An 18,763-nucleotide genomic window follows, 5' to 3' on the forward strand; every position below is an offset into this window, starting at 1 on the left:
TCCACCACACCGGGCTTCGGCCACGGAGGGCAACATGAACGTCATCGGAAAACTGCGTGACCGGATTCGTCAAAAAGGCTTTCGTAACTTCTTCGCCAGTCTGTGGAAGCGCTACGTGTTCTTCCACTGGGAGCTGCTGTGGATGGAGCGCGATCTGGTGACCCCGGTGCCGCCACACAAGCTGCGGCCATACGAGGGAGTGCGCAAAGTCGATATCACACCGCACAACACCGGGGCGTTCGCCAAGCATTTCGGTGACCGCGTGGAAACCATGGCCGAACTCGCCGCTGAAGGTCACACCGGGCACATGTACCTCGATGCCGACGGCCACGCGGTGGCATTCATCTGGGGCAGCATTCGCGATTACCACGACCGCCACTATTACGGCTGCTGGTTCCCGGTCAAACCCGGCGAGTTCTTCGAATTCGGCGGCGAAATGGCCCGCCCGTATTTCGGCACCAGCCTGTCGGTGGACGTGCAAGTCGCCCTCTGGGAAGCCATGGCCGCCCAGGGCTGTCATACCGTCGTGGACACCTGCGAAACGCGCAACATTCCGGCAATGAAACTGCACATCCGCATGGGCTACCACGAACAAGGGCGCATCACCCACGTTTACGGCCTGTTCGGCCGCTGGCGCTTCTACCGCGAAAGCCACTATCAAGGCTCACGCCTGGAACCCCTGCGCAAACCGGAGCGGCCGGCGGTGAGTGCGGCGGCGCAGGCTTGATTCGGTTGTAAAAGGCATGGCGGCCATTCGGCCGCCATCGCGAGCAGGCTCGCTCCTACAGTGGATTTGTGTACGACACCGATCACGTGTAGGAGTAAGCCTGCTCACGATGAGGCCAGATGGAGCAACAAATTCTCAGGTTTTGCGAGCGACCAAGGTGAAGCACAACGGCATCTGCGCCTCGCGATTCAGATACTGGTCATACACCTCCTCTCGATTCGAGTGCGCATACTCCTTGAAGTGCGCGATGTTCAGGCCGGCCGCGATGGCGCCGCTGAAGATCGCACCGAGGGTGTGTACGAACCAGTAGGATTTGGCAGCCTGCTGTTCGACCTTGCCGACGTAGACGATCGGTTCTTCCTGCACGAATGGCTCGGCGCGGAAGTAGGAGCTGGCGAGGCGGTACGGGTCTTCGGCGTCGGGGTCGACCATTTCCAGAAACGGATGGGTTTCGTAGATCACCAGTTTGCCGCCCGGTTTGAGAGTCAGCGCGACATGGCGAAAGAACTCGCCGATGTCGGGCATCCAGTTCAGCACGCCGATGGTGATCAGCGCCACGTCGAAGCGGCTGTGCAGCGCAGCCGGCAGGTGATGGATATCGCTTTCGATGAATTCGGCGTTGTACGGCGAGCGCTGGTTCAACTCACGGGCCTGTTCGAGAAACGCCTCCGATTGATCGACGCCGACCACGCTGCACGCACCGAGGGCGAACTGCGACAGGCTTTCGCGGCCGTTGTTGCAACCGAGTTGAATCAGCGCTTTGCCGTCGACGCCGACCTGTTCCAGCACGCCACGCAAGGTGTCGTCGAGGCAAGAAAAATCAGCCTTTGACACGTCGTTCAACAGCGCTTGCCATTCCGCCGACTCACGGTGATGACGAGCAGAATCGTTCCACGCCTGTCGATTGCTGTCGATGGCGGTTTTATTGTTGGGCACTTCCATGGCGCACTCCGGGCGATGCTCGTGATTGAGCGGACCCGAGTCTAGAACAGCCCGATCAGTACGGTTGTTGCGACTTTGTAAGCCACACCGCCGTTCCACTGTGGGAGCGAGCTTGCTCGCGAAGGCGTCGGCCCAGCCAACATCTTCATTGCCTGAACCACCGCTTTCGCGAGCAAGCCCGCTCCCACAGGGGGTAATGCGGCGGCTTCGTAGAGATTTTTGCGACCGGGCCTCATCGCTGCAAAAAGCTCCCACAAGATTTCAGATAGAACGCAAGATTTGCACACGTCACAAAACCTGTGGGAGCGGGCTTGCTCGCGAAGACGTCGGTCCGGCCAACATCTTCATCGACTGACACGACCTCTTCGCGAGCAAGCCCGCTCCCACACTTTTGGCGTGGTCACATCTGGTTCAGGCGTTCGCGCAGGAATTCGACCAGCGCCTGCACCGGGCGCGAAGCCTGGCGGTGCTGCGGATACACCGCCGACAGGGTCAGCGGTTCGGGGCGGTAGTCGTCGAGCACTGGCATCAGCCGCCCGTCCTTCAGCGCCGCGCCGACGATGAACGTCGGCAGATAAGTAATCCCCATCCCCTGCACCGCCGCGTCCCTCAGCAGCTCGCCATTGTTCACCCGCATGCGTCCGGTGACATTGACCAGCAGCGGCTTGCCCTGCCCCGCGTTGAAGCGCCATTGCACCGAACGACCGTGGCCGTACGGCAGGCAGTCGTGGCTGTGCAGGTCTTCGGGATTGAGCGGCGTGCCACGTTCGGCCAGATATGCCGGGCTGGCGCAGTACACCCGTTCGATGGCGGCGATGCGCCGCGCAATCAACGTCGAGTCTTCCAGCACACCAATGCGCAGCGCCAAGTCATAACCTTCGCCAAGCAGATCCACCGGGCGGTCGCTCAAATCCACCTCCACGGTGACATCGCGATAGCGCTGCAGGAACAGCGGCAGCAGACACCCCAGATGCGCGACGGCAAACGACAGCGGCGCACTGACGCGAATGGTCCCGCGCGGCTCGGCGGTCTGCCCGGCGATGCCCTGCTCGACCTGTTCCACTTCGCCCAGCAGACGCAGCGCCGATTCGTAGTAGCTCTGGCCCAGTGGCGTGACGTCGAGGCGTCGGGTGGAACGATTCAACAGCCGCACACCGAGGCGCTCTTCAAGCTGCATCAAACGGCGGCTGACGAACTGCTTGGACAGGCCCAACTGATCGGCCGCAGCAGTGAAACTGCCGGAGTCCATGACCTGGCAAAAAATACGCATGTCTTCGAACGGGTTCATTGTCACTCTCTGGTAGACAGTCAAACGCTTTATAGCCGCTTTTTCACTTTTCGACAGCTCATTAATCTGTGCTCACGGTTTGAAAACAGCCCGACACAACACCAATAACTTTCGAAAATGGAATTGAGCATGAACATCAAAAAGACCCTGACCGCATCCCTCCTCGCCCTGTCCATCGGTAACGCATTCGCCGCCGGCAGCCCGGGTGTCGAACACACCACCCAAGCGTTCCTCGAAGCCCTCGCCGCCGGCGGCGGCAAACCGCTGGAGCAACTCAGCCCGAAGGATGCCCGTGCAGTGCTGACCGGCGCTCAGGCCTCGGTAAAGGTTGACCTGTCCGGAGTTGAAGTCAGTGACAAGGCAATCAAGGTCGATGGCCAGACGATCAACCTCAAAGTGGTGCGGCCGGCCAAGGTCAAAGGTGAATTGCCGGTGTTCATGTTCTTCCACGGCGGCGGTTGGGTGTTGGGCGATTACCCGACGCACCAACGCCTGATTCGCGATCTGGTGGTCGGCTCTGGAGCGGTCGCGGTCTACGTCGATTACACGCCGTCGCCGGAAGCGCAGTACCCGACAGCGATCAATCAGGCTTACGCCGCGACCCAATGGGTCGCGAAAAACGGCAAGCAGATCGGGGTCGACGGCAAGCGTCTGGCGGTGGCCGGCAACAGCGTCGGCGGCAACATGGCGGCGGTCGTGGCGCTGATGGCCAAAGAAAAGCAGAGCCCGGCCCTGCGCTTCCAGCTGCTGATGTGGCCGGTGACCAACGCACAGTTCGACGACGGCTCGTACCAGCAATTCGCCGAGGGCCACTTCCTCACCAAGGGCATGATGCAATGGTTCTGGGACAACTACACCACCAACCCGGCCGAGCGCGCACAGATCCACGCCTCGCCACTGAACGCCAACAGCGAACAGCTCAAGGGCCTGCCCGCCGCGCTGGTGCAGACCGCCGAGTTCGACGTGTTGCGTGATGAAGGCGAAGGCTATGCGCGGCATCTGGATGCGGCCGGTGTGCCGGTGACGTCGGTGCGTTACAACGGGATGATTCATGACTTTGGCCTGCTCAACCCACTGAGCCAGATTCCCGAAGTGAAAGCGGCCGTGCGGCAGGCCGCGGCTGAGCTGAAAACACATCTGAACTGAGCCCCCCTCACTCGCCACACCTGACGGTGTGGCGAGTTTTTTGTCTGCAGGAACCCTTGTGGTGAGGGGATTCATCCCCGATGGGTTGCGAAGCGACCCCGCCGCTAACCAGAAAGGCAGGGGACTGCTGCGCAGTCCATCGGGGATGAATCCCCTCACCACAAAAGCCTCTTCTACACCAACGTTCATGCAGTTCCGGAGATCGCCATGTCCATCCTCCTCACTCACCCACTGTCCTGGAGCGCCGCCCTGCTGCTGCTCGATGCGCTGCTCTGGCACCTCGCGCCGTTTCAGCATCGGGCACCGAGAGTCGGCATTCGCCTGGCGCTGTTTCTGGCGTTCAGCGCATTGATCATCAACGCCGAGATCAGCCCGTTGCAGGCGCCGCTGTTCGCCGATGACCGGGTGATGCAACTGGGCGCAACGGCGTTGGGGATTGTCTGGTGGCTGTACGCTGCGCGGGTGCTCACCGAGGTGATCGGTCTGGCACTGATGCGGCGCATCGGCCACAGCGGTCGGCTGTTGCAAGACGTGATCGGTGCGCTGGTGTTTCTGGCGGCGATCGTCGCGGCCGCCGGCTATGTGCTGGAACTGCCGGTCAAAGGTTTGCTGGCGACTTCCGGGGTAGTGGCGATCGTCGTCGGTCTGGCGTTGCAAAGCACCTTGAGCGACGTGTTCTCGGGAATCGTGCTCAACACCACCAAGCCGTATCAGGTCGACGATTTCGTGGTGATCGACGGTGTCGAGGGCAAGGTCATCGACATCGACTGGCGCGCCACGCATCTGTTGACCAGCAGCGGCACGCTGGCCGTGGTGCCGAACTCGGTGGCGGCCAAGGCGAAGATCGTCAATCTCAGTCGTCCGACCAACCTGCACGGGGTGTCGATCAGCATCAAGGTGCCGAATCACATTCGCCCGCGGCGGGTGCTCGACGCCCTCGACCGCACGCTGCAGGGCAGCAGCAGTCTGCTGCTCAATCCGCCGCCCAAAGCCGTGTTGAAAGAGGCCGGCGAGGAGATGTCGGAGTATGTCGCCAGCGGTTTCATCAGTGAACTGAGCAAGAAAGGCGAAGTGCGCAATCAACTGTTCGACCTCGCCCATCGACATCTCGAAGCCGCAGGAATTTCCCGGCATCCCGATGGCGTGATCGAGCCCTCGACCCGCGCCCGGGCCTTGCTCGATGAAGTGAAAGTTTTCCGCTCGCTGAGCCATGAAGAACGTGATCGCCTCGCCGAATCGATGGTCGCGCAGCAATACGCGGCCGGTCAGGTGGTGCTGGGGCTGGATGAAGTGCCCGACAGTCTGTTTGTCATCGCCACTGGTGTGGTCAGTGCAACCGTGCCCGACGGCAACGGCCAGACCGAGGCCGGACGCATGGGGCCGAGCGAGGTCATGGGCGAACAGAGCATCCTCGCCGATACCCCGTCGCAAGCCACGTTCACCGCGCTGACGTCGAGCATCATCTATCGCCTCGACAAAGCCCTGACCCGCCAGTGCATGGCGCAACGCAGCGAAGTCGGCCAGGCGCTGAACAAATTGCAAGCCGTGCGACAGCAGAACAGCCGGCTGGCGTTGATGGCCAAACCGGTGGCGGTGCGCAAGGGTGGTTTTTTAGGTTGGCTGCAAAAGCGCTGATGCGAGAGCAAGATCAAGAGCCCCCCTCACCCCAACCCTCTCCCCCAAAGGGGGCGAGGGGGAAAGGGAGCCGATCTCCGTGCACTTCAATTTCGGAGATCGGCTCGGTATTGCAGGTCGGCGTATCGCGAACAAACCCCTCGGTCAGTCCCCTCTCCCCCAAACGAGGGGAAAGGGAGCCGATCTCCGTGTACTTCAATTTCGGAGATCGGCTCGGTATTGCAGGTCGGCGTATCGCGAACAAACCCCTCGGTCAGTCCCCTCTCCCTCTGGGAGAGGGCTAGGGTGAGGGGCTTCAGGCATCACTTGGCCGTGAACTTGGTGTAGCTGTTGATCAGGTTGCGATAGTTCGGCAGGCGTTCGGACAGCAGATGCGCCAGGCCTTCCATGTCGTTGCGCCAGTCACCTTGCAGCTCGCACGCTACCGAGAACCAGTTCAGCAGGTGTGCACCGGCGGCCGACATGCGCGCCCACGCGGCTTGTTGCACGGTGGTGTTGAAGGTGCCGGAAGAATCGGTGACCACGAACACTTCGAAACCTTCAGCAATGGCCGACAGGGTCGGGAATGCTACGCAAACGTCCGTCACCACACCGGCGATGATCAGTTGCTTGCGGCCGGTGGCCTTGATCGCCTTGACGAAGTCTTCGTTGTCCCAGGCATTGATCTGGCCAGGGCGCTGAATGAACGGTGCATCGGGGAATTGCTCGCGCAACTCAGGCACGATCGGGCCGTTCGGGCCGGCATCGAAACTGGTGGTGAGGATGGTCGGCAGCTTGAAGAACTTGGCGATGTCGCCCAGTGCCAGCACGTTGTTCTTGAACTCGTTGGGGGTGAAATCCTGTACCAGCGAGATCAGACCGGTCTGGTGGTCGACCAGCAGCACGACCGCATCATCTTTGTTCAGACGCTTGTAGGGAACGCTCATGGGAAACTCCTCGGTGGATGGTTGTTGCGTGACGCGCCGACCGGTTGGCCGGCGCTTTTTTGTAGTGATCAGAAAGCGAAACAGGAACAGCCGAACGCGCCCCAGAAACCGGCGAAGTCGCTGACCGGTGCGTTCGACAGTCGGGCTTTTTCATGGCTGTGCGCGTGCACTGCGCAAGCACCGACGCACTGGTGCACTTGCGCCTGCAAAGGCGAGTTCGGGCGCCAGTGGCCCGGCACCTTGACCACCGGCGACCAGTCCGGCAGCACGGGGATCGAGCGTGGGCCGAGGTCTTCGAAATCGCCGGCGGCGTAAACGATCTTGCCGCCGACCACGGTCAGCACCGACTCGATCCACTTGATCGCTTCTTCTTCGACGTGGAAGAAGTCCGCGCTCAGCGCCGCCAGATCCGCCAGTTGCCCGACCTTGATCTGGCCCTTCTTGCCCTGCTCCGACGAGAACCAGGCGCTGCCGTGGGTGAACAGTTCCAGTGCGGTAGTGCGCGGCAGACCTTCTTCGTACAAGGCCAGACCGCCGACGGTGCGACCGCTGACCATCCAGTACAGAGATGTCCACGGGTTGTAGCTGGATACCCGGGTGGCATCGGTGCCGGCGCCGACCGGTATGCCTTCGGCAAGCATGCGTTTGATCGGCGGCGTGGCTTCGGCGGCTTTCGCGCCGTAACGGTCGACGAAGTATTCACCCTGGAACGCCATGCGATCCTGAATCGCGATGCCGCCGCCCAGCGCCCTCACCCGCTCGATGTTCTGCGGGGTGATGGTTTCCGCGTGGTCGAAGAACCACGGCAGACCGTTGAACGGAATGTCACGATTGACCTTCTCGAACACGTCGAGCATGCGGCTGATCGATTCGTTGTACGTGGCGTGCAAACGGAACGGCCAGCGCTGCTCGACCAGATGGCGCACCACCGGTTCCAGCTCCTGTTCCATGGTCTGCGGCAGGTCCGGACGCGGTTCGAGGAAGTCTTCGAAGTCGGCGGCGGAGAACACCAGCATCTCGCCAGCGCCGTTGTGCCGCAGGTAATCGTCGCCCTGATGCAACTTGACGCTGCCGGTCCAGTTCTGGAAATCAGTCAGCTCTTCTTTGGGCTTCTGGGTGAACAGGTTGTAGGCGATGCGCACGGTCAACTGATCATCCTTGGCCAGTTGCTCGATCACCTGATAGTCATCTGGATAGTTCTGGAAACCACCGCCGGCATCGATCGCGCTGGTCAGGCCGAGGCGATTGAGTTCGCGCATGAACTGCCGGGTCGAGTTGACCTGATAGTCCAGCGGCAGCTTCGGCCCCTTGGCCAGCGTCGAGTACAGAATCATCGCGTTGGGTTTTGCCACCAGCATCCCGGTCGGATTGCCGTTGGCATCACGGACGATCTCGCCGCCCGGTGGGTTCGGTGTGTCGCGGGTGTAACCGGCGACGCGCAGTGCGGCGCGGTTGAGCAGCGCGCGGTCGTACAGGTGCAGGACGAACACCGGGGTGTCTGGCGCGGCCTGATTGAGCTCTTCAAGAGTCGGCATGCGTTTTTCGGCGAACTGGAATTCGTTCCAGCCACCGACCACACGCACCCACTGCGGAGTCGGCGTACGGTCGGCCTGCTCCTTGAGCATGCGCAACGCATCGGCCAGCGACGGTACGCCTTCCCAACGCAGTTCGAGGTTGTAGTTGAGGCCGCCACGGATCAGGTGCAGGTGCGAGTCGTTGAGGCCGGGGATCACGCAGCGTCCGTGCATGTCGATCACTTGCGTGGCCGCACCACGCAGGGCCATGGCCTGGGTGTCGTTGCCAACGACGACAAAGCGGCCGTCCTTGATCGCCACGGCACTGGCCAGCGGCTTGCTGCGGTCTACGGTATGAAATTGGCCATTGAACAGAATCAGATCGGCGTTCATCGCAGTTCCTTTCGAGTAGATGAATGGGTGTCAGCGTGACGGCTGTTTCGCCGGCTCGACGTGAGCATGGGCCTGACCGGCTTCCAGCCACGGCGCGAACAACCGGGTCACGCGGGGCATGAACACGTACACCACCGACAGGACGATGGTCAGGGTGATCAGGAACGTGGCGACCACGTAGTTGGAAAGCAGCGGATGCAGCTTGAGCAGCGGCCCCCAGATCAGCGGCACCAGCAGCGTGTGCGGCAGAATCACCAGCAGGGTGATCACCGCTTGCTTCCAGCGCGGCGGCGGCTTCGCGGCATCGGCCAGCGGCGCGAACCAGAATTCGTTGACCGGCGCGACTTCGGTCTGGTCGCCATCAGCGAGCATCGGCGCCGCCTCATCCACCAGCGCCTGGCGCTGCGGCGACTCCAGCCACAGCTGCATGGCCTCGGTGGAGCAGAAGCGCAGGACGCAGGTGTAGGTGTCGAGACCGGCCAGTTTGCCGCGCACCACGTCGACCCCGAGGTGACCGTCGCGCTGCCCGGCGACCCGGACGATGTTGCGCAACCATGCTTCGTAAGGCTGTTCAAACCCGGCCTTGACCCGGTGCTTGACGATCAGGGTCACGGTTTCACCGACCCCCGGTGCTTTTGGACTCAGGGTTTCAGGCATAACGCAGCACTCCGGGCAGACGAACATTGAGCGCCAGGCGTCCCGGCCCGGCGATAAACACAGTGGCGAACAGGATCAACAGCAACCAGCCGAATTGCCCCTCGGCCACACTCCATTGCGGATGCACGACCAGCAGCGCCACCAGCAGAACAAAAAGAATAGGCAAGCAGGCCAATCGCGCCAGCACCCCGGCGACGATCAGTAGCGGACAGAGGACTTCAGCGAAAATCGCCAGGCAGAGTGTGAGGTGCGCGCCGAGGTGGAACGGGTCTTCGATCTGCTGCAATTGCGCGTTGAAGTCCAGCAGCTTGGGCAAACCGTGGACCCACAGCAGGAACAGCCCGCCGCTGACCCGCAGAAACAGCAGACCGACATCCTGTGCCTGTTCATCGTGTTGTGATGCGCTCATGACCCTACCCTTTAATCCTTATCGGGTTGAATCATGCTCGGTGCGGGCGAGGGAAAATTGAATGGATGTGCTCTCTTTCAGGCGAGTCGGATTCCTGTGCGAGCGAGCCTGGTGCGGGCGGCGATCCGACTGTGGGGTCCGGTCAGCCAGCATCATTGTTGAATGACACACCGCTTTCGCGAGCAAGCCCCGCTCCCACAGGGAAATTTGGCGCATCAGGAATGCGGGATATCCAGCGGCGCCGCCATGAACTGGCTGATCCGCGAGCGCAGCCAGCGCTCCGCCGGGTCGTTGTCATGCACCCCGCTCCAGGCCATCGACAGCTGTGCGGCGTCGATCGGGAACGGTGGATCTTCAGCGCGCAAGGCGCAGCCTTCGACCAGCGCACACGCGGCATAGTCCGGCACGGTGGCAATCATTTCAGTGCCGGCGAGCAACGCGCGCAAACCGCTGAACTGCGGCACGCCGAGCACCACGCGCCGACGCCGGCCAACCTTGGCCAGGTCCAGGTCAATGTTGCCGCTCAGGTCGCCGGAGAACGACACCATTGCGTGCGGGCGCTCGCAGTATTCGTCCAGCGTCAGCGGCCCCGGGCGATCATCGCCGCGTAGCACTTTGCAGGGAATGTCGCGCAGTTTCTTGCGCTTGGCGTTGGCCGGCAGATCGGTGGTGTAACTGACGCCGACCGAGATTTCCCCGGACGCCAGCAGCGCCGGCATCAACAGATAATTGGCACGGCGCACCACCACGACAATCCCCGGTGCTTCCTGCTGAAGCTGTCGCAGCAGCGGCGGAAACAGACCGAACTCGGCGTCGTCCCGACAGGCCGATGCGGAACACGTCGCAACTGCTCGCCGGGTCGAATTCCTTGGCCCGGCTGACCGCGCCGGAGATCACATCCATCGCCGGTTGCAGCTCCTGCAGAATCGCCAGTGCGCGGGCGGTCGGCTCCATGCTGCGACCGTTGCGCAGCAGCAACGGATCATCGAACAAGTCGCGCAAACGCCCCAGCGCCGCACTGACCGCCCGGTTGGCCCATGAACAGTTTTTCAGCGACGCGGGTCAGGTTCTTTTCGAACATCAGCGCTTCGAAAATCACCAGCAGGTTCATGTCGACGCGACGCAGATCGTTACGGTTCATGGGCTCGTGTTCCTTGCTTGAGAAGTCGTGTTCAGTCGGGTGCGGTAGCGCCGTACTTTACTTGATCAACGGTACGTTGGCCGCGCGTTTGTATGGGCCGTATTCCATCGACACCCATTGGAAATGTTTGTCGAGGGCAGCGACTTGCAGCGATGTGCTGAGTTCAACGTTTTACGGCGCAATTAACAACGTTTAACTCGTCAGTCTTCCGGCCCCGTCCAACAATGAAACCCTCTGCGAAACATTGTTTTTTTGACCAGAGGGAAACGTGCCGAGCGTGCGTTGCCCCCCCGACACGGACATTGGCCATGGCTCACTTACAACAAACAGTCGCCCTCGCCCCCTCCAGCGAATTCCGCACACCGCGCATCGGCGGCCTCAGTCCGCAACGCGAACGGCGGGCCAAACAGTTGATCCTCGATCGCCTGGGTGAAAGCCTGGAAGTCACCGAGCTGGCAGAGGCCTGTTCGTTGTCACGCAGTCATTTTTCCCGGGCGTTCAAATGCAGTACCGGACTCTCGCCACAGGACTGGATCCGCACCCAGCGCATCGCTCGCGCCAAGCAGTTGATCCGGCTCACCCACTTGAGCCTGACGCAGATCAGCCTGGAATGTGGCTTCTGTGATCAGGCGCACTTCTGCCATATCTTCACCCGCAGCGAAGGGATCAGCCCTTTCGCCTGGCGGTGTCGTGAGGTGCCGGGCATGAAGCCCGAAAGACCGCAACCAGCGGCCGCGCCTGTCGGCATACGCCTGGCGGTCTAGACGCTGCCGCGCGCCAAGCTCATTTCCCTGCGCTTCATTGCTGCCTCAAACGCTGCGCCACTTGCGCCACCCGCTCGCCCAGGTGTGCCGCCGTACGCCGGTCTTCGAGCGGCGGCGCCTGCTCGGGGGGCTGTTCGACATTGGATTGGGACATGGCCCCGAGCGCGCTGCCCAGACGATTCAACTGTCCATCGAAGCAGCCCGCCACCGAGCGCGCCGGGAGCAGGTCGAGCCCCACCCAGATCATCGAATGCTGCGCGGCGAACACCGCCATTTGCAGCAATGTATTGAGCTTGTCGCCGCACAGGCTTCCGGAATTGGTGAACCCGGCGGCAACCTTGTTGCGCCACGGTTTCGCCAGATAGAACGCCGCGCTGGCCTCCATGAAATGCTTGAAACCCGCCGACGCGCTGCCCATGTAAGTCGGCGCACCGAAAATGATCGCGTCGGCGCGGTGCAACTCATCCCAATAGAACTCGACTTCTTCTACCGCCACCAACCGACAGGTACTGCCCAAGTGCCGTTCGACGCCCTGCGCCACGGCTTCTGCCATGACGCGAGTGTGGCCATAGCCGCTGTGATAGACCACCACCACGTTGCTCATTGCGCCGTCCTCCGCTCGGGTGCACTCCATTGCAGCCATCAGGTCCTGGCCTGAGGCCAGGCTTGATTCAGCGGATTTTTGGGGTTGAAGCGAACACAGACGAGTTAATCGTTGTTAATTGTCCGCGAGACAAAGCGCTGGTCTGAACATTGCAGCGGGCAAAAATGCCGATCGCAGCATCACTTTCGAGCATTGCCGGCAATCTGCACGTTGCACTGATGCCAGAACCTGCGGAATATGTCCGCAAAACTGCGGATTAGAAGGCTTGCGTGCCGCTGACGCTGATCCGCGCTGCCCTTCACGGAGGCTTCACACGCCGTGGGCAGGATTATAAAAATTTCGCAGGAGTGAGCTGTTGAGTCTTCCCCCGAATCAGGCCCTCGGTTTCGGCCCCTATCGGATTCAGCCCGGCAAACGGCTGCTGCTTGAAGGCGAGCAGCCGTTACGCCTGGGCCGACGTGCCATGGATATTCTGCTGATCCTGCTGGCGCATGCCGGCGATGTCGTGAGCAAGCAGCAACTGATTGCCGGCGTGTGGCCGGACAGCGTCGTCGAAGACATCAATCTGCGGGTGCACATGGCGGCGTTGCGCAAAGCCCTGGGCGACGGTCAGGGCGGGCAGCGATACATCGTCACGGTGGCGCAGCGCGGCTACAGCTTTGTCGCACCGATCAGGCTGCAATCGATCGAACAGCACACCTGCGCAGAGACCGGCACCCGGCATAACCTGCCACTGCGCCGCACGCGAATGATCGGCCGCCAGCCGCTGGTCGACAGCCTGATCAGGCAGTTGCCGCGCCAGCGCTGCATCACACTGGTCGGCCCCGGCGGCATCGGCAAAACCACCGTGGCCCTGCGCGTTGCCGAGCAGATGATCGGCCACTATCGGGACGGTATCCGGCTGCTGGATCTGTCGCCGATCAACGACGCACGAATGATCTGCTCGCACCTGGCGGCCCTGCTGGATGTGGTGCCGCATGACAACGATCCGCTGACCCACCTCGTCAATGCGCTGCGCGAGCGCCAGATGCTGCTGGTAATCGACAATTGCGAACACCTGATCGACGCCATGGCACTGCTCAGCGAGAGCATTTTGCGCGGTGCGCCGCAGATCCACATTCTGGCCACCAGCCGCGAGAGCCTGCGTGCCGAAGGCGAGTATGTGCAACGTCTCGAATCCCTCGATTACCCGCCGCCGATTGCCGTGCTTGATCGTGCGCAGGCGTTGAGTTTTTCGGCACTGCAACTGTTTGCCGAACGCGCCCTGGCCGCGCACGAGGGCCTTGAATTGAGCGACGCCGAGTTGCCCGATGCGCTTGAAATCTGTCGGCGTCTGGACGGCATTCCGCTGGCGCTGGAGCTGGCGGCGGCGCAGGTTGGAGAACTCGGCCTGCAGGGTTTGCTCAGCCAGCTGCAAGGGCGTCTGCCGGTATCGGCTGCCGGCAATCAGAGCAGCGTGGAGCGCCACCAGACGCTGCGTGCCACGCTGGACTGGAGCTTCAACCTGCTCACCGATTGCGAACAGACCTGCCTGCGCCGGCTCGGTGTGTTTCGGGGTGGCTTCACGCTGGAGTCCGCCGCTGCGGTGATCGGTGGACAGCACATCCAGCCCGGCGAGGTGTTCGGTTCGATCACACAACTGGTCGCCAAGTCGTTGCTCAACGTCGAAGTCGGTGACGAGGAAGTGTTCTATCGGTTGCTCGACACCACGCGCCGCTATGCCCTGGAAAAACTCGAGCAAGGCGCCGAACTCGCCGAAACCCGCGAACGCCACGCTGAACGTTGTCTGGCGCTGATGTATCAGGCGCAGACCGATTGGGAAACGACCTCAACCACCCTGTGGATCGAACGCTACGCACGCGGTCTGGAAGACCTGCGCGCGGCGCTCGACTGGAGTCTGAACGGTGCAGGCCCCAATGATGTGGGGATTTATCTGGCCGCGACCTCGGCGCCCCTGTGGCAAGAGTTGTCGCTGCTCAAGGAATACGGCGGTTACGTGCGTCAGGCGCTGGCCCTGCTGGAAAACGCTGCCGAACCTTGCCCTCGGGTGAAGATCGCACTGAAACTGGCGCTCGGCAGCGCCTGCTACCACACCTGGGGTGGCACCCCGGAAACCATCGCCGCATTCGTCGATGCCCATGCGCTGGCGCAAGCGTACGACGACGTGGCTGGCCAACTGCGTGCGGTGTCCGGGCACATGGCGGTCAACCTCAGCTGTGGCCACTATCGGTCGGCGCTGGAACAGAGCGAACAGTTCGATCGACTCGGCCTGCACGGCGACCCGCAGCTGTCGCTGAGCACACATCGCCTGCGGGTGCTGGCGCTGCATTACGCCGGCGACCAGCAGCAGGCACGCCTGCATGCCGAGCAAGTGATTCAGCGCATGGCGCAAAACGGCAACCCCAATCGCTTCACCCATGGCTTCGGCGTGCAGTACGACCAGAGCGTCGCCTCGCTGACGGTGCTGGCCCGGGTGTTGTGGCTGCAAGGTTTCCCTGAACAGGCCTGGCGTACGGCCAGGCAGGCACTGGACATCGCCGTGCAAATCAACCACGGCACCTCGATCTGCTACACCCTGGCGCTGGCCAGTTGCCTGATTGCTCATTACAACGGTGACCCGCAAAACGCCCGTGCTTTGCTGCAGCTGTTGCTGGAGCAGGCGCAGAAGCATTCCGTATTGCTGTTCTATCGCTGGGCACGGCAATACGCGCAGGTCCTCGACGCCGATGCCGCCGTGCCGATAGCGACCGATGACAGCGGTCTGATCAGGGAGATCATGGTCACCCTGGACAGCAGTTTTGTTGATGACGCGTTGCTTGAGCGGGCACACAGCGGAGCAGCAGGCTGGAGCACGGCGGAGATTCTGCGGGCTCGGGCCGATCAGATGTTGATTGAAGATTCGGCTTGCCCCGACAGCAACACCCGGCAAGCCGAAAAGGTCTTGCTCCAGGCACTGTCGATCGCGCAAACCCAGGGCGCGCTGGCCTGGGAACTGCGCAGCGCCACTTCGCTGGCGCAGTTGTGGCAACGGCAGAACCGCTGCCGCGAAGCGCTGGAATTATTGAGCCCGATCTATCAACGCTTCACCGAGGGCTACGCCACCCCGGACCTGCGCAAGGTGCGCTGGTTACTCGACGAGTTGGGCCGCCAACTGCGAGCCTGACACCCAACGACTGCGGCTGACGAAGCGCGCATGCCGACGCTCGTACTCGTTGGATTCACCGCTGCGTTCCAGTTGTTCGCGGGCGTATCGACGAGTGGTGTTGAGCATGCGATAGCGCAACCCGGCACTGCCCCGCTCCACCACCAGCAAAGACTTCTGCGCCAACCGATCAATCATCAGGGCCAACGTCGACGGGGGTAATAGCGCGCAACTGATGACGCCCATCGCTGCATCAATGGCAAACGCCGTTTTGAAGACCGACAGGCGTTGCAGCACCCGCTGTTCCTGCTCACTCAGGTGCTGATAGCTCCAGTCCAGCGCGGCTTTCAGGGTTTGATGGCGTGGCACGGCAGTACGCCGACCATGGCTGAGCAGCTGTAAACAATTGTCGAGTTGTGACTGCAAGCCGACCAACGCCAGCGCATCAATGTGCGCCGCCGCCAGTTCAATCGCCAGTGGCAGCCCATCGAGCCGCCGACAGATGTCGCGCACAGCATTGAGATCCTGTTCACGCAGGGTAAAACCCTGCTGCCGGGCTCGGGCACGACTGACAAACAATTGCACGGCCGAATAGCTCATGGTCTCTTCGACACTGCCCAACGCTGAGGACTTGGGAATGGCCAGTGGCGGCAGGGTTTGCACGGTCTCCAGACTGGCCTGCAATGCTTCGCGACTGGTCGCAAGAATCGACAACCGTGGCGCGGCCTCCAGTAAACGTTCAACCAGAGCCTTGCAGGCTTCACGCAGATGCTCGCAGTTATCCAGCACCAGCAAGCTGTGACGCGCTGCCAGCGTGACGAGATCGGTTTCGAGGGTGTGCAACAGATAATCGAGCAGTGGCGTGGCGTCGTTGACTACCGCCAGGTCCACCAGCCAGACCCCGTCGCGAAAATGCTGTAACAGCAACTCTGCAGCACGCAACGCCACCGTGGTTTTGCCGACACCCGCAGGCCCCGTCACGGTCATCAATCGGCACAGTGGCAATTGCCGCACCATCGAGCCCACCACTGAATCGCGACCGGTCACCGGCGTCAGCCGCACAGGCAAGTTGTGTTGTGGCGCTTGCAGGTGTTCCAGGGCCACGTGCTCGAAATTGTCGCCGTGCACCGGAGCAACGAAGCTGTAGCCACATTGCGGCACATTGACGATGTAGCGCTGGCCGTTCTCACCGTCACCGAGCGCCCGGCGCAGGGCGGCAATGTGGACGCGAAGATTGATCTCTTCGACCACCGAAGTGGGCCAGACCCGTGCAATCAACTCTTCCTTTCTGACCACTCGGCCTGCACGCTCGACCAGCACCTGCAGAATATCCAGCGCACGCCCGCCCATGCGCAGTTGCCGATCCCCGTCGAGGATCAGCCGTTGGCGCAAATGAAAGGCGTAAGGGCCGAAATACAGGACTGACGCCGAGTGCAAATCGTTGAGGCTGTTCATGCCAACTATCTTGGCAGCCTGCGATGACGGCACAACCTTCACACAGGGCGCAGCACGGACATCCGGGTGCGCACAACGGACAGAACCGCTCTAGCTGAACTGTTCGCGGTATTGCACAGGGGTAAGGCCAAGTTTTTCCGCGAACAACAGACGCATGTGCCGAACACTGCCAAAACCACTCTTGTAGGCCACGGTTTTCAAAGGCAGGTCAGTGGTTTCCAAAAGATTTCGTGCGCAGTCGATACGCGCACTTTGCAGGAACTCCATCGGCGTCATATTGATGTCGCGGACAAACGTCCGCGCGAAGTGCCGTGCACTCATGTTGGCCAATCCTGCCATGCGCTCGACACTGAACACTTCGTCGAGATGGTCCAGGACGTAATTCTGTACTCGGGTGATCGGTGTTTCCTGAGGCGCCACCGCCGCCATCAAGGGGCTGAACTGCGCCTGTCCGCCTTGACGTTTCATCACCACCAGCAGCACTTTGGCGACGTCCTGGGCCAACTTCTTGCCGTGATCCTGCGCCACCAGCGCCAGCGCCAGGTCGATGCCGGCCGTGACCCCGCCAGAGGTGATCAGATTGCGATCCTCAATGAAAATCTGGTCGGTGGCGACGCTCGCCTTTGGAAATGCCTTGATCAGGCGTTCGGTGTAGTTCCAGTGAGTGGTCACCCGATAGCCGTCGAGCAACCCGGCATGGCCGAGCACGAAGGCGCCGGTGCAGATCGAACCATATCGCTCGGCACAGGGCACGGCGGCTTTCAGCCAGGCCAGCAACGCCGGGTGTTTTTCGTTGTAAGCCCCCGGCCCACCGGGTACCAGCAGCAAATCGTAGCGCTCAAGGGCTTGTTCGATATGCCGGTCGGTGTGTACCAGCACACCGTTGGACGCACGCAATGGCCCGCGCTCGGTGCCAAGGGTCGTCAGCTGATAGTGCGACTCCGGTTTCAAATAGCGATTGGCCACCGAGAACACTTCCAGCGGCCCGGCCATGTCGAGCAGCAGAAAGTCGGGGAACAACACCATGGCCACGGTTTTCATGGGGTACACATCACTGATAATGAAAAATGGACGGACAAGACTGGCTGAGCATTATGGCCAACTGCGACACAATCGTCGGAAAAAAATACGTGATCAAGCGCACACAACTGTCAACCAGAAAGGGACAGTATTTCAATTTCCATCTACTTATTACCCCGAAGAGTAAACAGTAACCTTCTCCTCACTCGGACGAATTCACGTCCCCCAAGGAGATTTCATCATGCTGACTCTTCGCAAAGCCTCCGATCGTGGCCTCGCCAATCATGGCTGGTTGAAGTCGTTCCACACCTTTTCCTTTGCCAGCTACCGCGACCCGCGTGAACAGGGTTTTTCCGACCTGCTGGTGATCAACGATGACCGCGTTGCCGCCGGCAAAGGTTTCGGCCAGCACCCGCATCGCGACATGGAGATCTTTTCCTACGTGCTCGAAGGTGCGCTGGAACATAAAGACACGTTGGGCACCGGCTCGGTGATCCGCCCTGGCGACGTACAACTGATGAGCGCCGGCAGCGGCGTGGCGCACAGCGAGTTCAACCATTCGGCCACCAAGCCCGTGCACTTTTTGCAGATCTGGATTGTGCCGGAGATCAGCGGCGCCAAACCGCGCTATCAACAGGAGCACTTCAGTGCGCAAAAAAAACGTGGTCGCCTGCAACTGATCATCTCGCCGGACGGCAGCGATGGTTCGCTGACAGTACGCCAGGATGCGCGGGTTTACGCCGGGTTGTTCGACGGCAAGGAAAGCGCCACCCTGAAACTGTCCGCCAACCGTTACGCCTACGTGCATGTGGCTCGCGGCAGTGTTGAACTCAACGGCCAGTTGCTGCAGGAAGGTGACGGCGTGCGGGTTCGTGAAGAACAGGCACTGACCCTGAGCAATGGCGTGGATGCCGAAGTGCTGGTGTTTGACCTGCGTCCGCAAGAGCTGCCGCAAATGCCATGAGGCAGGGTTTCCAAAGCCAACAAAAACGGCCTTCGA

At 61.5% G+C, this 18,763-nt stretch carries 15 protein-coding genes and 1 pseudogene; 6 read left to right on the plus strand and 10 right to left on the minus strand.

The features are described from left to right. Positions 1 to 34 precede the first annotated feature (34 nt). Positions 35 to 727 (plus strand): GNAT family N-acetyltransferase, encoded by a 693-nt coding sequence (locus E3Z29_RS20605; protein ID WP_134786790.1) that lies wholly within the window; start codon positions 35 to 37, stop codon positions 725 to 727. A gap of 135 nt (positions 728 to 862) precedes the next feature. Here the strand turns inward: E3Z29_RS20605 and E3Z29_RS20610 are convergent, their stop codons facing one another. Both E3Z29_RS20610 and E3Z29_RS20625 read right to left on the minus strand, forming a co-directional pair. After that, the gene (locus E3Z29_RS20610) at positions 863 to 1,669 is read right to left on the minus strand and encodes a class I SAM-dependent methyltransferase (RefSeq protein ID WP_134786791.1); all 807 of its coding nucleotides are present in this window, start codon (positions 1,667 to 1,669) and stop codon (positions 863 to 865) included. A 400-nt stretch (positions 1,670 to 2,069) separates the two neighbouring features. Then, on the minus strand, positions 2,070 to 2,957 hold the full coding sequence (locus E3Z29_RS20625; protein ID WP_096796201.1) for a LysR family transcriptional regulator: 888 nt from the start codon (positions 2,955 to 2,957) through the stop codon (positions 2,070 to 2,072). Positions 2,958 to 3,086: 129 nt separating this feature from the next. On the opposite strand from E3Z29_RS20625, the gene E3Z29_RS20630 reads away from it, so the two are divergent. Next, complete coding sequence (locus E3Z29_RS20630; protein WP_134786792.1) at positions 3,087 to 4,103, plus strand: alpha/beta hydrolase; 1,017 nt, start codon at positions 3,087 to 3,089, stop codon at positions 4,101 to 4,103. Between the two features lie 207 nt (positions 4,104 to 4,310). Next, positions 4,311 to 5,738 (plus strand): mechanosensitive ion channel family protein, encoded by a 1,428-nt coding sequence (locus E3Z29_RS20635; protein ID WP_134786793.1) that lies wholly within the window; start codon positions 4,311 to 4,313, stop codon positions 5,736 to 5,738. A 302-nt stretch (positions 5,739 to 6,040) separates the two neighbouring features. On the opposite strand, the gene ycaC is transcribed toward E3Z29_RS20635, so the two are convergent. The 5 genes and pseudogenes from ycaC to E3Z29_RS20660 all read right to left on the minus strand — a co-directional run bounded on the left by ycaC (position 6,041) and on the right by E3Z29_RS20660 (position 10,778). Further along, entirely contained in the window at positions 6,041 to 6,664 is a 624-nt protein-coding gene (gene ycaC / locus E3Z29_RS20640; RefSeq protein ID WP_007961287.1) for an isochorismate family cysteine hydrolase YcaC, read from the minus strand. 68 nt (positions 6,665 to 6,732) lie between these two features. Further along, a complete protein-coding gene (locus E3Z29_RS20645) occupies positions 6,733 to 8,571 on the minus strand; it encodes an amidohydrolase (protein ID WP_123588412.1) in 1,839 nt (612 codons plus the stop codon). Positions 8,572 to 8,601: 30 nt separating this feature from the next. Further along, positions 8,602 to 9,228: an antibiotic biosynthesis monooxygenase gene (locus E3Z29_RS20650; protein WP_098964596.1), complete on the minus strand. Its 627-nt coding sequence runs from the start codon at positions 9,226 to 9,228 to the stop codon at positions 8,602 to 8,604. Continuing rightward, positions 9,221 to 9,637 (minus strand): DoxX family protein, encoded by a 417-nt coding sequence (locus tag E3Z29_RS20655; RefSeq protein ID WP_098964597.1) that lies wholly within the window; start codon positions 9,635 to 9,637, stop codon positions 9,221 to 9,223. The genes E3Z29_RS20650 and E3Z29_RS20655 overlap by 8 nt, the downstream gene beginning before the upstream one ends. A 215-nt stretch (positions 9,638 to 9,852) precedes the next feature. Next, positions 9,853 to 10,778, minus strand: a pseudogene (locus tag E3Z29_RS20660) (LysR substrate-binding domain-containing protein). Positions 10,779 to 11,086: 308 nt separating this feature from the next. On the opposite strand from E3Z29_RS20660, the gene E3Z29_RS20665 reads away from it, so the two are divergent. Next, positions 11,087 to 11,542 carry a helix-turn-helix domain-containing protein gene (locus E3Z29_RS20665; protein WP_134786794.1) on the plus strand — a complete coding sequence of 152 codons (456 nt, stop codon included), beginning with the start codon at positions 11,087 to 11,089 and terminating at the stop codon, positions 11,540 to 11,542. A gap of 34 nt (positions 11,543 to 11,576) precedes the next feature. On the opposite strand, the gene E3Z29_RS20670 is transcribed toward E3Z29_RS20665, so the two are convergent. Then, on the minus strand, positions 11,577 to 12,146 hold the full coding sequence (locus tag E3Z29_RS20670) for a flavodoxin family protein (protein ID WP_027611586.1): 570 nt from the start codon (positions 12,144 to 12,146) through the stop codon (positions 11,577 to 11,579). Between the two features lie 355 nt (positions 12,147 to 12,501). Between E3Z29_RS20670 and E3Z29_RS20675 the strand changes: the two genes are divergently transcribed. Continuing rightward, positions 12,502 to 15,309, plus strand: a complete 2,808-nt coding sequence (locus E3Z29_RS20675; protein WP_134786795.1) for a winged helix-turn-helix domain-containing protein — start codon at positions 12,502 to 12,504, stop codon at positions 15,307 to 15,309. Here the strand turns inward: E3Z29_RS20675 and E3Z29_RS20680 are convergent. Next, positions 15,274 to 16,743 carry a winged helix-turn-helix domain-containing protein gene (locus E3Z29_RS20680; RefSeq protein WP_134786796.1) on the minus strand — a complete coding sequence of 490 codons (1,470 nt, stop codon included), beginning with the start codon at positions 16,741 to 16,743 and terminating at the stop codon, positions 15,274 to 15,276. The two genes, E3Z29_RS20675 and E3Z29_RS20680, sit on opposite strands and share 36 nt — an antisense overlap. Before the next feature lie 90 nt (positions 16,744 to 16,833). After that, on the minus strand, positions 16,834 to 17,784 hold the full coding sequence (locus tag E3Z29_RS20685) for a GlxA family transcriptional regulator (RefSeq protein ID WP_134786797.1): 951 nt from the start codon (positions 17,782 to 17,784) through the stop codon (positions 16,834 to 16,836). A 220-nt stretch (positions 17,785 to 18,004) separates the two neighbouring features. Between E3Z29_RS20685 and E3Z29_RS20690 the strand changes: the two genes are divergently transcribed. After that, the gene (locus E3Z29_RS20690; RefSeq protein ID WP_095136690.1) at positions 18,005 to 18,727 is read left to right on the plus strand and encodes a pirin family protein; all 723 of its coding nucleotides are present in this window, start codon (positions 18,005 to 18,007) and stop codon (positions 18,725 to 18,727) included. Positions 18,728 to 18,763 lie beyond the last annotated feature (36 nt).

The sequence above is a fragment of the Pseudomonas sp. S150 genome (genome assembly GCF_004526365.1).
Classification (GTDB): domain Bacteria; phylum Pseudomonadota; class Gammaproteobacteria; order Pseudomonadales; family Pseudomonadaceae; genus Aquipseudomonas; species Aquipseudomonas putida_A.